The following is a 13,661-nucleotide window of genomic DNA, read 5'->3' on the forward strand; positions in this document are numbered from 1 at the left end:
AAGATGGTTGAAGAATTAGCAATTGCTGAAGTGGCAGAAAAATTTCAGGTGACCACTAGAACGATCAGCTACTATGAAGAAATTGGACTCGTTCACCCCCATCGAGAAAATGGACATAGACGATTCAGCCGAAAAGACATAACCAGATTAGGTCTAGTTTTTCGTGGGAAAAAATATGGATTTCAACTTGAAGAAATTAAAAACATGATCCAACTGATTGATCTTGATCCTTCGGGTGTACAGCAAATAGAAAAAACAATGGAGTATGGTCGCAGAAAGATGAAAGAAATTGATCGTCGATTATTGGAATTGGAGCAATTGAAGATTGAGATGAATTCGTGGCTGCAGAAGTTTGAGGAAGAGTTAGTAAAAAGGAGAGGGGAACCCCTGTGAATCTATCAGAACTTTTAGCTTATCAGTCCCGTAAATATCCTCTAAAAGAGGGTTTAATTACTCCGACTAGCCGTTTGAATTATAAGGAATGGAATTTTAAAGTAAATCAGTTTGCACATGCTTTGCGGAGGCTAGGTATTCAGCCAGCCGATAAAGTAATGATCCATATGCCGAATACGATCGAATTTGTCATCAGTTATTTTGCTGTTCACCGGATTGGTGCCATTGCCGTGCCTGTAAATGCTCGATTGATCATCAGCGAGCTATCCCATATTTTTGATCATAGTGACACGACGTTCTTTCTGACTCATGAACTTCTATTTGAACAAGTGGCTTGTCTCGTACACGAGAAAAAAGGAACATTTATCAAAACAGGTTCATCTACGGATTATTGGCTGTCATTTGAAGAATTGATGTCCAAAGAAAGCGGGAAGGAAATCGTGAACACGGCCGAGGAAGATACAGAAGCTTCGATCCTCTATACCTCTGGTACAACCGGAAAACCGAAAGGAGTGGTATTCACTCACCGCAATATTTTGACAGTATCCCGAATGATGGCAGTGGAATTGGAGATGAAGCCAAGCAGCCGTATGCTGCACATGATGCCGCTTAGTCATTCTGCTCCGCTTCACCTTTTTATGGCTGCTGGAACGTATGTGGGGGCCGCTCATATTCTTGTTCCATCTTTTAGCCCGGAACTTTTACTTGAATTGGCCTCCTCGGAACGTTCTACTCATTTCTTCGGTGCACCGGTAGCTTATCTATTAACGGCTAAGCACCCTAAAGTGACGGAAATCGACTTGTCATGGATGAAATATTGGGTCTATGGAGGTGCTCCTTTATCGCGGAGTGAGGTACAGTTCATTCAGGAACAGCTCGACACAGAGCAATTATACTGTGTATATGGTTTAACGGAAGCGGGACCTAATGGGTCACTGCTCTTACCGCTAGAACATGATGAAAAAGCAGGGAGTATCGGCCAGAGAGCAGCCTTAAATTGTGAAATGAAGGTAGTAGATGATCAGGGAAATGAAGCGGGAATAGATGAAGTAGGAGAAATCATTCTGCGTGGAGAAGGAACGATGAAAGGATATTATAAGGATGAATTGAAAACAAAAGAAGCGCTGAAAGACGGATGGCTATATACCGGGGATCTTGCGCAAAGAGATCAGGATGGCTTCTATTGGGTGGTCGATCGTAAAAAAGACATCATTATTTCGGGGGGTTCGAATGTTTTTCCTCGTGAAATTGAAGACGCGCTCCTCAGGCATCCACACGTACAGGATGCCGCCGTAATTGGTGTCCCTCATCCAGATTGGGGCGAAACCGTTAAAGCATTCATTGTTCAGGACGGAACATTGAATCATCTTGCAGAAGAGTGCAAGGAATACTTACGACAGGCGATGGCAGATTATAAAATCCCGAAACTCTATGAAGAGATAAGTGAACTCCCTAGGAACGCAACAGGGAAATTAATGAAGAATCGGCTTCGTGACCAAATCCATAATCGGTAGGAGGAGAACGGTGAATTTTTATGAGGAAGATTCAAACCTGCAGACGATTTTAAAGGAACAATTGGACCCGCCATTATGGGAATGGGCTAATGAACAGCTGCAAAAATTTGGCACTTTATGCGGCGGTGAGATTGACAGGCGGGCACGTCACACAGACCGCGAAGGTCAGCCCAAGTTAATAAAATATGATAAGTACGGGGAAGACCAATCAGAAGTGTGGTTAAATGAAGGCTACAAAAAAACGATTGAGGAAACATATGGAGCAGGGATTGTAGGATACATTCATAAAGATATACCAGAACTTGGACGTCCAGGCGGATATGTCTATTCCTTTGCTCAAGGTTATCTTCTTTCCCAAGCGGAGTCAGGATTCTACTGCCCTGTCACATTGACAATGGCCACTGCTTATCTAATCGAACGTTATGCTTCTCAAGAATTAAAGGAGAGATATCTTCCTCATGTCCTTTCTACGGGAGAAATGGAATTATATGAAGGAGCAACATTTTTAACAGAAAGGCAGGGTGGTTCGGATGTAGGTGCTAATGAAGTCAAAGCTTTTTCTGAAGAAAATCATTTCCTGATTTACGGGGAAAAATACTTTGCCAGCAATGCCGGCGCATGCGGCATAGCGATGGTTCTCGCAAGGTTGGAGGATGCTCCTTCAGGCACGAAGGGGCTCAGTTTATTCTTAGTTCCCTGGAGAAAAGACAACGGGGAGCTGAATGGTATTCAGATTCGGAGATTGAAAGACAAGCTTGGTGTTCGTGCTGTCCCATCTGCGGAGGTGGAGTTCAGTGGGGCTGAAGCTTATCTGGTTGGCAAACCTGAACAAGGTTTCTATTACATGATGGAAGCATTGAATTTATCCAGGGTGTGCAATGCTACAGCCTCTATTGGTATTATGAGGCGCGCCTACACGGAATCCTTGGATTACGCTAGTAAACGAGAAGCTTTTGGAAACAGGCTTATTGATTTTCCGATGATTAAGGATACCCTGGTCCGGTTGCGTGTAAAGCAGGAAATAGAAACGAGAGCGGTTTTTGACATGATCAGTCACTTCGAAAAATCTGTCTCAAGAAAGAGCTCCACGCCTTCTTCAGAAGAAGTCATGAACCGGCTCAAAATTGCAATTCTAAAGAAAGAAACAGCAGAGCAGGCAGTAGCCTTTACACATGAAGCGATTGAATTACACGGCGGCAACGGATACATTGAGGATTTTATCATGCCCAGGCTGCTGCGTGACGCACAAGTGCTCACTGTCTGGGAAGGTACAGCGAATATACTAGGTCTTGAGGTCCTACGTCTGTTAAATAAATTCGAAGCACATTCCTTTTTCTATGAAGAAATGACCCAGCGTCTAGAACAGGTTAATGGATTCGCTTCTCAAGTAGAGATGGTAAAACAGGAAATTAAATCGTTGGGAGATCAGGTTACAGAAATTCTTAATCAGTCCTCTGATATTCAAACGTACTATAGTAAATCAATTGCCAGACAGATGGCAATCATTTATGAAGCTGTCATCGCTCTTGAAGCGGGAAAAAATAGTGGAAAAGCAGAAAAAGTGGCTGAAATTTATGTTCAGCTTGCTTTTGGAAAAGAACAAGTGACAGGGGGGCCCTTGACGCTTCGCTACGCAGATGAATTACTGGATTTGTCAAAAGCCAGAGAATGACCAAGTCGAGAGCTCCTATTTCCTATAGGAGCTTATTTTATTGTAGGAGTGAAAGTTGATGATTCTGCCATGTTTTCAGGTGAAATCGGCAGTGCTTTGGAATAATAAAATAGATATCCACCTCTGTCCTGTAACCGGACCGTTGATTTAAATTGATGTTTTTTAAATATAAGCCCCTATTAGTTGACTTGATTTCGAGATATTTGAGGAGCGAGGGTCCTCCGGGGACGATTTCGATTTCCGGCCATGCGTCGTGTAGGGCATCAAATGTGGAATCACTCCGAAAGACACGACCAGCATAAGCCGACCATCAAAAAGATGGCGGTTTTTCCATCCGTTGATGAGCGGCTTATGTCTCGAGTGTCAGGGTGATGGAACAAAACGAGTTGTTTCCGTAGCCGCCTAGGTCTATATTTTGGTAACGGACCCCGTTTATCTCGGAACTGAGTCTTCAATAATCAGGCCCGGTTGTGTAGTAACTTACTTATTAAATCTTCAACAATGTTCAACATAAATTATAAAGGCATTAATCGTGATTCTTTGTACATTCTCACCTCTTAAATAAGACCGAAACTATTGTTTCTGCTATGATAAGAAGGAGAACATAAGGAAAGGATTTTGCATTGACGCTGTATCTTTATTTTGTTAGCATATTAGCAAGCTAAAGGATTTGTCGAAAGGAATGAATACCATTGGTTAAACGGTTAATGTTTGAAAAGCCACTGGGGATGCGCGACACGCTCCCTTTTTTTTATAATCAAAAGTCGAAAGCGAGAAGACAGTTATCAGAAGCTATCTTGTCATATGGCTACTCATTTATGGATACACCGCTTATGGAGTATCACGATACAGTAGGAAAAGTGAGCGCGACGCTGGATCAACAGTTATTCAAGCTACTGGACCAGCAAGGTCACACACTTGTACTCAGACCGGATATGACGGCACCGATTGCCCGTGTAGCCGCTTCGCAGTTAAAGAACGGAGAGTTTCCACTGCGTCTGGCTTACGACGGTCCTGTTTTTCGTGCGCAGCAGGCCGAAGGGGGTAAACCCGCGCAGTTTGAGCAAGTAGGAACAGAATTGATTGGAGACCATTCCTCTTATGGAGATGCGGAAGTGATTGCCCTGCTTGTTGATTCTCTTAAACAGACGGGCCTTGATAATTTTGTTATTACCGTTGGCCACATTGGTTATGTGAAAGCATTTTTCAGTGATCTTCTCGGAGATGATGAAGAAACGATGGAAACCCTGCTTCATTACTTATATAGAAAAAATTATGTTGGATTTAGAGAATGTGTGAAGTCGCTTTCTATTTCCGAAGATAAAAAGCAGGCGCTGCTTGAACTGCTCTCTCTTCGAGGCGGAGAAGAAATATTTGAAGCCAGTCGTTCGCTGGCTCGAAATCAATCGTGTATGCAGGCAGTCAATGAATTAAAACAGCTCCACCGTTTATTAAAAGTGAACGGCGTAGAAGACTATATTCAGTTTGACTTAAATTTGATTAGCCACATGGAATATTATACAGGCATTCTTTTCGAAGGTTATGCCCCAAACCTGGGTGCTCTGCTTTGTAATGGTGGACGCTATGATACCCTGCTACCATCTTTTGAACTGAATGCTTCAGCTACAGGTTTTGCCATTCATTTGGAACGCCTGGTAGAAGCATTGAATGATCTTGAGGATCGGGACGAAAGGATCGGCATTATTGTGGACGATGATTCGTATGCAGAGGGGAAAATAAAGGCAGATAAATATCGAAAAGAAGGACATGCGGTTCTTTTACAGCACGTAGACCAAATACCGGATCTTCCTGCATTTTACGCACAATTAGCTAGTACAATTGATTTTACTCAGGTAGGAGGTAGTCAGGATGAATAAACGTCTGACAATCGCTATGCCAAAAGGCAGGATATATGAAGAAGCAGCTGAGCTTATGAAACGGGCGGGTTACGACTTAGGAGCAGATCTTGAAGAGTCCCGGAAGCTTATCCTTGAATTTCCTGAGCAAAATATTCGTGTGATGATGGCCAAGCCAATGGACGTAGTCACTTATGTAGAATATGGCGCAGCTGATCTTGGGATTGCCGGGAAAGATGTGCTTCTGGAACAGGACCGTGATGTCTATGAAGTACTCGATTTAAAAATCAGTCCATGTTACGTAGCCGTTGCAGGTGTACCGGACCAGCCTCTCAGTCGGATTGCCCCAAAGATTGCCACTAAATATCCGAAGGTAGCTTCCGATTATTTTCGTGAACAGGGCGAGCAGATTGAAATAATTCCGCTCAATGGTTCGATTGAACTGGCACCACTAATTGGGCTGGCAGACCGAATCGTGGACATCGTTTCTACGGGCAGGACATTGAAAGAGAACGGTCTGATGGAATATGAAAAGATCGCTGACATCACCTCTCGCTTGATTGTAAATCCAGTTAGCTATCGTTTGAAGAGTGAAGAGATTGAGCACATGGTGACGAACCTCAGTGACGTCATGGAGGGGATAAAGTAATGAAAATCATTGGAAAAAGTGACCGTGTTTCGTTACGCCGCCGTGTAGAGCAAGGAACAGAGGAACAGAGAAAAACGGTCCAAGCAATTATTGAGGAAGTGAAAGCTCAAGGAGACGAAGCTGTCCTTAACTATACAGAACGCTTCGATGGGGTAAAGCTTGATCAGTACAAAGTTTCACCACAAGAATTTGAAGAAGCATACGAAGCGCTTGATGGGGAATTTGTAGAAATTCTGCAAGAAGCAGCTGCTAATATACGCCGCTTTCATGAAAAGCAGCGACCTGCGTCCTGGTTTGATTCATCAGATGATGGTACAATTTTAGGCCAGAAAATCACCGCTATTGAAGCGGCCGGTGTGTATGTACCTGGAGGCACGGCAGCTTATCCATCTTCTGTATTTATGAATGTGATTCCGGCTCAGGTAGCCGGAGTGGAAAGGATCGTGATGGTCACGCCCCCTGGGAAAGATGGTAAGGTTCCGGATGGTGTATTACTTGCCGCTCATATTCTTGGCGTTGAGAATGTTTATAAAGTTGGCGGTGCTCAGGCGATTGCAGCCCTCGCTTATGGGACGGAGACTGTTCCTGCTGTAGATAAAATTACTGGACCAGGAAATGTATTTGTGGCCCTTGCGAAAAGAGAAGTCTTCGGCGATGTAGATATCGATATGATTGCTGGTCCCAGTGAAATTGCAATATTGGCGGATGACACGGCGCTTGCTTCTGAAGTAGCCGCTGATCTTCTATCTCAAGCAGAGCACGATGCACGTTCTTCCAGTGTTCTTGTAACAACGAGTCAGGAGCTTGCTGAACAGGTACAGCAAGAAGTGAAAAATCAATTAGAGGACTTGCCTCGTGCTGAGATTGCACGTAAAAGCGTGGAGGATTACGGCATGATCCTTTTATGCGAAACGTGGGACGAAGCTATTACTACAATAAATGAAATCGCTCCTGAACACTTGGAAATTGTAACAGAAGAACCTTTTCAACACTTAGGAAAAATTAAAAATGCTGGTGCAATTTTCCTCGGACCTTATAGCAGCGAGCCTGTGGGTGATTATTTCGCCGGACCTAATCATGTACTTCCGACGAACGGTACGGCTCGTTTTTCCAGTCCTTTGAATGTAGACGATTTTCTCAAAAAGTCGAGTGTTATTTCCTACAGTGAAGAGGCACTAAAGAAACATGGTGATAAGATCGCACGTTATGCCCGGCTGGAAGGGTTAGAAGCGCACGCAAGGGCAATTGACACGCGGAAGGAGAGATGGAAATGACCAACAAAAGGTACGCTGAAATTGTACGTAAAACGGGTGAAACCAATATAGAACTTGGCATTTCTGTCGATGGTTCTGGTAAAGCAGATTTGGATGTGCAGGTTCCTTTTTTAGCTCATATGCTCGAGCTTTTTGCAAAGCATGGTCTGTTTAATCTTTCCGTTAAAGGATATGGGGATGTGGAAGTCGATGATCACCACTTGACTGAGGATATTGGTATTTGTCTGGGCCAAGCTTTCCGGGAAGCTCTGGGAGATAAATTTGGTATGAAAAGGTATGGTTCGATGACTCTTCCTATGGATGAGACGCTTGTAACAGTAGCGGTAGATCTTAGTGATCGTCCACACCTTGAATGGAAAGCGGAATTACCTAAAGATCGCCTGGGCAGCTTTGATACGGAAAATGTACATGAGTTTTTTTGGAAATTTGCAGTTGAAGCCAGGATGAATCTCCATATCGTTCTTCACCATGGACATAATACACACCATATAATTGAAGCCATGTTTAAAGCTCTTGCTCGTGCACTTGATGAAGCAACTCAAATTGATCCCCGGGTTCAAGGAGTGCCAAGTACGAAAGGAAGTTTATAAATGATAGGAATTATAGATTATGGAATGGGGAATTTATTCAGTGTTTCTAAAGCCTTAGAGCGTTTGAAAGTTCCTTATAAATTTGGTGAAAGACCTGCTGAGATTGAGGGTTGTGACGGATACATTCTCCCGGGTGTTGGTGCTTTTCCAGATGCTATGAAAGCACTGGAAGAACACGGCTTCATCCCTTTTATAAAAGAAAAAGTTAAAGCCGGGGTGCCGATTTACGGAATTTGTTTAGGCATGCAGTTGTTATTTGAAGCCAGTGAGGAAGGCGGAGAAACTGAAGGACTAGGTCTCTTTCCGGGCAAAATTGTCAGATTTCCAGGCGTGAATGAACAGGGGAAATCCTATAAAGTACCTCATATGGGCTGGAATAAGATGAACCTGCTTCATCCTGAAGAGCCGCTACTTTCTGACGTGAAAGAAGATTATGTTTATTTTGTTCACTCCTTTGTCGTACAGACCCCTGACCCATCTATCCTCTATGCAACAGCCGATTATCACCTTGAAGTACCGGCCATCGTTGGTCGAAATAACCTGGTAGCAAGTCAGTTCCACCCCGAGAAAAGCGGTAGAGCCGGCATGCAGCTCTTAGAGAATTTTTGCAAAGTAATGGTCAAACAGTGAGGAGTTTTTTGAGATGAGTTTTACAATTTACCCAGCAATTGATATGCGTAATGGAAAATGTGTCCGCCTTGAACAGGGAGACTTTGATAAGGAAACGGTGTATGGGGAAGACCCATTTGAAGTGGCCCGGGACTTCTCCGAAAAAGGCGCGTCCTGGATTCATATGGTCGACCTTGACGGAGCTAAAGAAGGTTCAAGAAAAAATGCGGAGCATGTGCTTCGTGCAGCGAAGGAATTGTCTTCACATGTACAGATTGGCGGAGGGATCCGCAGCGAAGAAGATGTACGTTTTTATTTGGAAAAGGGAGTAGATCGAGTAATCATCGGTTCACTTGCTGTTCGTGATTTAGAATTAACGAAATCTCTTCTTCGTCATTATGGAGAGCGTATCGTCATCGGGCTCGATGCACGAGATGGCTACGTGTCTACAGCTGGGTGGCTTGAAAGTTCTCAGATACAGGCAGTTGATTTAGGCCGTGAATTAGCCGAGGCAGGAGCACGGACATTTATTTACACCGATATTGCCAAAGATGGCATGTTGTCTGGACCTAATGTAAAAGAAATTGTTCGATTGGCAGATGAAACAAAGGTTAATGTTATTGCCTCAGGAGGCATCCAGGGGCTGAGCGACTTAGAAATACTCAAGAACTACCAGGGCCGTCACGTTATCGGTTCCATTGTTGGAAAAGCTCTTTATACTGATCGTTTCACCCTCTCTGAAGCTCTTGAATTGGAGGAAAGCTGATGTTATCCAAACGCATTATTCCATGCCTGGATGTGAAGGAAGGAAGAGTAGTGAAAGGGATTCAATTTGTCGATATTCGTGATGCTGGAGATCCTGTAGAGCTTGCAAAGGTTTATGACGAGCAAGGAGCGGATGAACTGGTTTTTTTAGATATATCAGCTACTCATGAAGGAAAGAAAACGATGATTGATGTCGTTCGCTCGGTAGCTTCAGAGCTGGCGATTCCTTTTACAGTCGGAGGAGGGATCCGCTCACTGGAAGATATTAAAGAAACCCTAAGAAACGGAGCGGATAAAGTTTCTTTAAATTCTTCAGCGGTGAATCGGCCGGAACTGCTTACAGAAGGAGCGGATTATTTCGGCAGCCAGTGTATTGTGGTAGCGATTGACGCTCGTTATGATGAAGAGTGGGGAACATGGCGTGTCTATACCCGTGGAGGACGTACCCCTTCTGAGTGGAAAGTGACCGAATGGGCGGAAGAAGCAGTTCGTCGTGGAGCAGGAGAAATCCTGTTGACATCTATGAATAAAGATGGTGAAAAGACAGGCTTTGATCTTCCTTTATTGGAGGCAGTACAGGACGTCGTAAACGTACCTGTCATTGCTTCAGGCGGAGCCGGTTCCAGTGAACATTTCTATGATGTATTTACAGAAGTCGATGCGGATGCCGCTTTAGCTGCTTCGATTTTCCATTATAAAGAAACGTCCGTTGCAAATGTTAAAGCTTATTTGAAGGAGAAAGGGGTAATCGTGAGATGAATGTAAATGATCTACAATTTGATGAACAAGGACTTGTCCCTGCTATTGTGCAGGATGCACGTTCAAAGGCTGTACTAACACTGGCCTATATGAGTAAAGAATCATTAGAAAAGACATTGGAAATTGGGGAAACCGTTTTTTTCAGCCGCTCCCGTCAAGAGTTGTGGCATAAAGGAGAAACCTCTGGAAATACACAAAAAGTAACGAGCATCCATTTCGATTGTGATCAGGACGCTTTACTCGTGCAAGTCGTTCCAAACGGACCTGCTTGTCATAAAGGAGATTACAGCTGCTTCTCGGAATCATTGACCGATACGGAAGGACATGTGAAAGAGAATCGCTATCAAATTCTGGATCAGTTGCAAAGTACACTTGCCGAACGGAAATCTACACTTCCGGAAGGTTCTTATACAGCCAAACTATTTAGTGAAGGCGTAGACCGGATTGCCAAGAAAATTGGAGAGGAAGCGGGAGAAGTTATCATTGCAGCTAAAAATGATGATCCAGAAGAAATGGCCCTTGAATCAGCAGATCTGCTTTTCCACTTACTTGTCATTTTGACTGATCGTGGAGTCCCACTTGATGACGTACTGACGGTTCTGGAAGAACGCCACTCTTAAAAGTTGCAAAATCTCCTATTTCATAATACATTTCTATGTTATACTGCTTTATTAGTGAGATTTGTAACGGAAATAGGGGGACGCTCATGACGACATCACTAAATAGCACAGCTGCTCAAGAAAATACGAATATTATCCCTTTTTTGCCATCAGGAAACTTCTATTTCACCCATGGAATTCAGGCGTTTCAGAAGCGTCGTTTCAATGTAGCCGTGAAGTGGCTGAAAAAAGCAATAGAAGCAGCACCTGACGAACCACTTTATGCCTGTCAGCTTTCTGTTGTGTACACGGAAATCGGTTCGTATCACGCGGCTAACCAGCTGTTAACGGAAGTACTGGCCCGGTTTGGAAAAGAATATGTGGATTGTTACTATTTGATGGCCAACAACTATGCTCATCTTGGCTTATTAAGTGATGCGAAAAAATATGCCGAAACCTATCTTGAACAGTCCGAAGACGGAGAATTCGAGGAAGCGTCCAAGCAGCTTCTGGAAATGCTTGAGTCAGTGGAGGAAGAAGAGGATGATGATGAGTGGGCTTTTGATGATGAAGATGATTTATTGATTTATCAAGAGACTGCTTTCTATCACCTTGAACATGAAGAGTGGGAAAAGGCGTTAAGCTTATTAGATGAAATGATGCATCTCTTTCCCGAATTTCAGATGGCGAAGCATAAATACGCTTATGCGCTGTTTATGAGCGGGAAGCAGCAGGAAGCTATCGATATTGAACAAGAATGGTTGAAAAATGAACCTGAAAATATACACAGCCACGTAAACCTTTCTGCGTTTCTAATTATGCAGGGGGACAGGGAAGAAGCTTTGCTTCACATTCATCTCCTGCGCAATGTTTATCCCATGCACAGTCAGCAAAAACTAGCTGTCGCTGAGACGCTGGCAAGAGCAGGCTTTTACGAAGAAGCTGTAGACCGCTTTCACAGCTTAAAAGACCGCCAGGTTACGAGAAGACGAGTTTATTATAAATGGTACAGTATTTCGGTTTATCATACAGGCAATCCTTCTAAGGCTTTAGAATTATGGGAAAAAGGTTGCCAGCAATTCCCAACCTTGAGTAAAGAAGAGGGCCCCTGGAAGGGATATTGATCTAAAAGTAATAGTCACATTAGCTGGCATCTTTTTTTTGGAAGTGACCGCTTGTTTTTATGGCGAAATTTGTAGATTTATAGAAAAGAAACGCTCGTTAATTATCTTAGATGATAAGCACATTAATGGACGGTTTTTATTTGTTTTAATATGATATGTACATGAAATGAATGAAGGCATCAGGACACAAACTGAAACAAGGAGCTGATAACGGATGACGGAAGATCGTATTTACGACGTTATTATCGCAGGGGCTGGTCCAGCAGGAATGACTGCAGCCGTTTATACTTCCCGTGCTAACCTTGATACTCTAATGCTTGAACGCGGAATACCGGGCGGGCAGATGGCCAACACGGAAGATGTAGAGAACTACCCGGGCTATGAAAGCATTCTTGGACCAGACCTTTCTAATAAAATGTTTGGCCATGCAAAAAAATTCGGAGCTGAGTATGCTTACGGAGATATCAAAGAAGTAATCGATGGAAAAGAGTATAAAACAATTAAAGCAGGTAAAAAAGAATATAAAGCGCGCACCCTCATTATTACAACGGGAGCTCAATATAAAGAGCTTGGTGTACCTGGCGAGAAAGAATTGGGCGGTCGCGGCGTATCTTACTGCGCAGTATGCGATGGCGCATTCTTCCGCGATAAAGAGCTCGTGGTTGTAGGCGGAGGAGACTCAGCGGTAGAAGAAGGCGTATATCTAACCCGCTTTGCCAGTAAAGTGACGATTGTACACCGCCGCGATGAGCTTCGCGCTCAAAAAATTCTTCAGGATCGTGCTTTTGATAATGATAAGATTGATTTCATTTGGGACACCGTTGTGACTTCCATTAATGAACAGGATGGTAAAGTAGGCAGCGTCACCCTTCACAATAAGAAAACAAATCAAGAGTATGAATTTAATACAAATGGTACGTTCATTTATATTGGTCTTATACCATTAAGTAAGCCATTTGAAAGCCTCGGCGTCACGAATGAGCAAGGCTATATCGAAACAGATGAAAAAATGGAAACGAAAGTGCCGGGTGTGTTTGCTGCAGGGGATATCCGTGAAAAAGAACTGCGTCAAATCGTAACAGCTACAGGTGATGGCAGTATTGCTGCACAATCTGCTCAGCATTATATTGAGAACCTATTAGAAGAGCTGAAAATGGTCAACTAAAAATTACTGTAAATTAACTGTGCTGTAACACCTATGACATAAAAATAAGTTACAATGTAGTGGATTAATTGACCCCCCTTTTATTAGATATCTCTATTAAACACAGGTGCTTATCACCTGTGGTTTTTTTTGCATCGAATTATAATATTGTAGCTTCTGACATATTCATTGTATAATGAGGGATGATGTCCTCTAGAAGGAAAATGAGGTGACTGTAAGTTGCAACGTGTAGCCAATTGTATTTTAAGAATGAATGACTCCATATTAATGTTAAAAAAACCGAGAAGGGGCTGGTATGTAGCGCCTGGTGGTAAAATGGAGAACGGAGAAAATATTAAAGATTCAGCTATCCGTGAATTTAAGGAAGAAACAGGACTTGAAATTAAAGAGCCGGAATTAAGAGGATCGTTTACTTTTGTTATGCGTGAAGGTGAAAAAACAGTTCAAGAATGGATGATGTTCACTTTTCACTGCACCTCTGCTTCTGGAAATCTCCTTGAGACGAGTGAGGAAGGCGAACTCGAATGGGTGCCTGTAGATGAGGTGCTCGGTAAACCAATGGCTGAGGGAGACCGCCATATATTTAAACACATCTTAAATAGCGATGATCAAATTTATGGGACATTTGTATATACGACGGATTTCCAGCTGATTGATAAGGATATGGATCCGTCACGACCTGACTAAATGAG

At 43.2% G+C, this 13,661-nt stretch carries 14 protein-coding genes; all 14 read left to right on the plus strand.

Annotation, left to right across the window (positions count from 1 at the left end):
• The first annotated feature begins 3 nt into the window (after nucleotides 1–3).
• Entirely contained in the window at nucleotides 4–393 is a 390-nt protein-coding gene (locus ACTWP7_RS09635) for a MerR family transcriptional regulator (protein ID WP_443123013.1), read from the plus strand.
• Entirely contained in the window at nucleotides 390–1,907 is a 1,518-nt protein-coding gene (locus tag ACTWP7_RS09640) for a class I adenylate-forming enzyme family protein (RefSeq protein WP_443123014.1), read from the plus strand. Before ACTWP7_RS09635 ends, ACTWP7_RS09640 begins: the two co-directional genes overlap by 4 nt.
• 10 nt (nucleotides 1,908–1,917) lie before the next feature.
• On the plus strand, nucleotides 1,918–3,579 hold the full coding sequence (locus tag ACTWP7_RS09645) for an acyl-CoA dehydrogenase family protein (RefSeq protein WP_443123015.1): 1,662 nt from the start codon (nucleotides 1,918–1,920) through the stop codon (nucleotides 3,577–3,579).
• Nucleotides 3,580–4,286: 707 nt separating this feature from the next.
• A complete protein-coding gene (locus ACTWP7_RS09650; protein WP_443123016.1) occupies nucleotides 4,287–5,456 on the plus strand; it encodes an ATP phosphoribosyltransferase regulatory subunit in 1,170 nt (389 codons plus the stop codon).
• Nucleotides 5,449–6,084, plus strand: coding sequence for an ATP phosphoribosyltransferase (gene hisG, locus ACTWP7_RS09655; protein WP_443123017.1), 636 nt, complete (start codon nucleotides 5,449–5,451; stop codon nucleotides 6,082–6,084). Before ACTWP7_RS09650 ends, hisG begins: the two co-directional genes overlap by 8 nt.
• A complete protein-coding gene (hisD, locus tag ACTWP7_RS09660; protein WP_443123018.1) occupies nucleotides 6,084–7,358 on the plus strand; it encodes a histidinol dehydrogenase in 1,275 nt (424 codons plus the stop codon). The genes hisG and hisD overlap by 1 nt, the downstream gene beginning before the upstream one ends.
• Nucleotides 7,355–7,948: an imidazoleglycerol-phosphate dehydratase HisB gene (gene hisB / locus ACTWP7_RS09665; RefSeq protein WP_443123019.1), complete on the plus strand. Its 594-nt coding sequence runs from the start codon at nucleotides 7,355–7,357 to the stop codon at nucleotides 7,946–7,948. Before hisD ends, hisB begins: the two co-directional genes overlap by 4 nt.
• The gene (gene hisH, locus ACTWP7_RS09670) at nucleotides 7,949–8,578 is read left to right on the plus strand and encodes an imidazole glycerol phosphate synthase subunit HisH (RefSeq protein ID WP_443123020.1); all 630 of its coding nucleotides are present in this window, start codon (nucleotides 7,949–7,951) and stop codon (nucleotides 8,576–8,578) included.
• Between the two features lie 13 nt (nucleotides 8,579–8,591).
• The gene (gene hisA, locus ACTWP7_RS09675) at nucleotides 8,592–9,323 is read left to right on the plus strand and encodes a 1-(5-phosphoribosyl)-5-[(5-phosphoribosylamino)methylideneamino]imidazole-4-carboxamide isomerase (RefSeq protein ID WP_443123021.1); all 732 of its coding nucleotides are present in this window, start codon (nucleotides 8,592–8,594) and stop codon (nucleotides 9,321–9,323) included.
• Nucleotides 9,323–10,081: an imidazole glycerol phosphate synthase subunit HisF gene (gene hisF, locus ACTWP7_RS09680; protein ID WP_443123022.1), complete on the plus strand. Its 759-nt coding sequence runs from the start codon at nucleotides 9,323–9,325 to the stop codon at nucleotides 10,079–10,081. The genes hisA and hisF overlap by 1 nt, the downstream gene beginning before the upstream one ends.
• Nucleotides 10,078–10,701 carry a bifunctional phosphoribosyl-AMP cyclohydrolase/phosphoribosyl-ATP diphosphatase HisIE gene (gene hisIE / locus ACTWP7_RS09685; protein WP_014644249.1) on the plus strand — a complete coding sequence of 208 codons (624 nt, stop codon included), beginning with the start codon at nucleotides 10,078–10,080 and terminating at the stop codon, nucleotides 10,699–10,701. Before hisF ends, hisIE begins: the two co-directional genes overlap by 4 nt.
• Before the next feature lie 86 nt (nucleotides 10,702–10,787).
• Complete coding sequence (locus tag ACTWP7_RS09690) at nucleotides 10,788–11,804, plus strand: tetratricopeptide repeat protein (RefSeq protein WP_443123023.1); 1,017 nt, start codon at nucleotides 10,788–10,790, stop codon at nucleotides 11,802–11,804.
• Nucleotides 11,805–12,018: 214 nt separating this feature from the next.
• Nucleotides 12,019–12,969: a thioredoxin-disulfide reductase gene (trxB, locus tag ACTWP7_RS09695; RefSeq protein ID WP_014644247.1), complete on the plus strand. Its 951-nt coding sequence runs from the start codon at nucleotides 12,019–12,021 to the stop codon at nucleotides 12,967–12,969.
• Nucleotides 12,970–13,188: 219 nt separating this feature from the next.
• Complete coding sequence (locus ACTWP7_RS09700; RefSeq protein WP_443123024.1) at nucleotides 13,189–13,656, plus strand: 8-oxo-dGTP diphosphatase; 468 nt, start codon at nucleotides 13,189–13,191, stop codon at nucleotides 13,654–13,656.
• Nucleotides 13,657–13,661 lie beyond the last annotated feature (5 nt).

It is taken from the genome of Halobacillus sp. B29 (assembly GCF_052246755.1).
Taxonomy (GTDB): domain Bacteria; phylum Bacillota; class Bacilli; order Bacillales; family Halobacillaceae; genus Halobacillus; species Halobacillus halophilus.

Coding starts and splice junctions, on each gene's coding strand:
- ACTWP7_RS09635 (WP_443123013.1), top strand. CDS start 4: ATGGTTGAAGAATTAGCAATTGCTGAAGTGGCAGAAAAATTTCAGGTG.
- ACTWP7_RS09650 (WP_443123016.1), top strand. CDS start 4,287: ATGTTTGAAAAGCCACTGGGGATGCGCGACACGCTCCCTTTTTTTTAT.
- hisG (WP_443123017.1), top strand. CDS start 5,449: ATGAATAAACGTCTGACAATCGCTATGCCAAAAGGCAGGATATATGAA.
- hisD (WP_443123018.1), top strand. CDS start 6,084: ATGAAAATCATTGGAAAAAGTGACCGTGTTTCGTTACGCCGCCGTGTA.
- hisB (WP_443123019.1), top strand. CDS start 7,355: ATGACCAACAAAAGGTACGCTGAAATTGTACGTAAAACGGGTGAAACC.
- hisH (WP_443123020.1), top strand. CDS start 7,949: ATGATAGGAATTATAGATTATGGAATGGGGAATTTATTCAGTGTTTCT.
- hisA (WP_443123021.1), top strand. CDS start 8,592: ATGAGTTTTACAATTTACCCAGCAATTGATATGCGTAATGGAAAATGT.
- hisF (WP_443123022.1), top strand. CDS start 9,323: ATGTTATCCAAACGCATTATTCCATGCCTGGATGTGAAGGAAGGAAGA.
- hisIE (WP_014644249.1), top strand. CDS start 10,078: ATGAATGTAAATGATCTACAATTTGATGAACAAGGACTTGTCCCTGCT.
- ACTWP7_RS09690 (WP_443123023.1), top strand. CDS start 10,788: ATGACGACATCACTAAATAGCACAGCTGCTCAAGAAAATACGAATATT.
- trxB (WP_014644247.1), top strand. CDS start 12,019: ATGACGGAAGATCGTATTTACGACGTTATTATCGCAGGGGCTGGTCCA.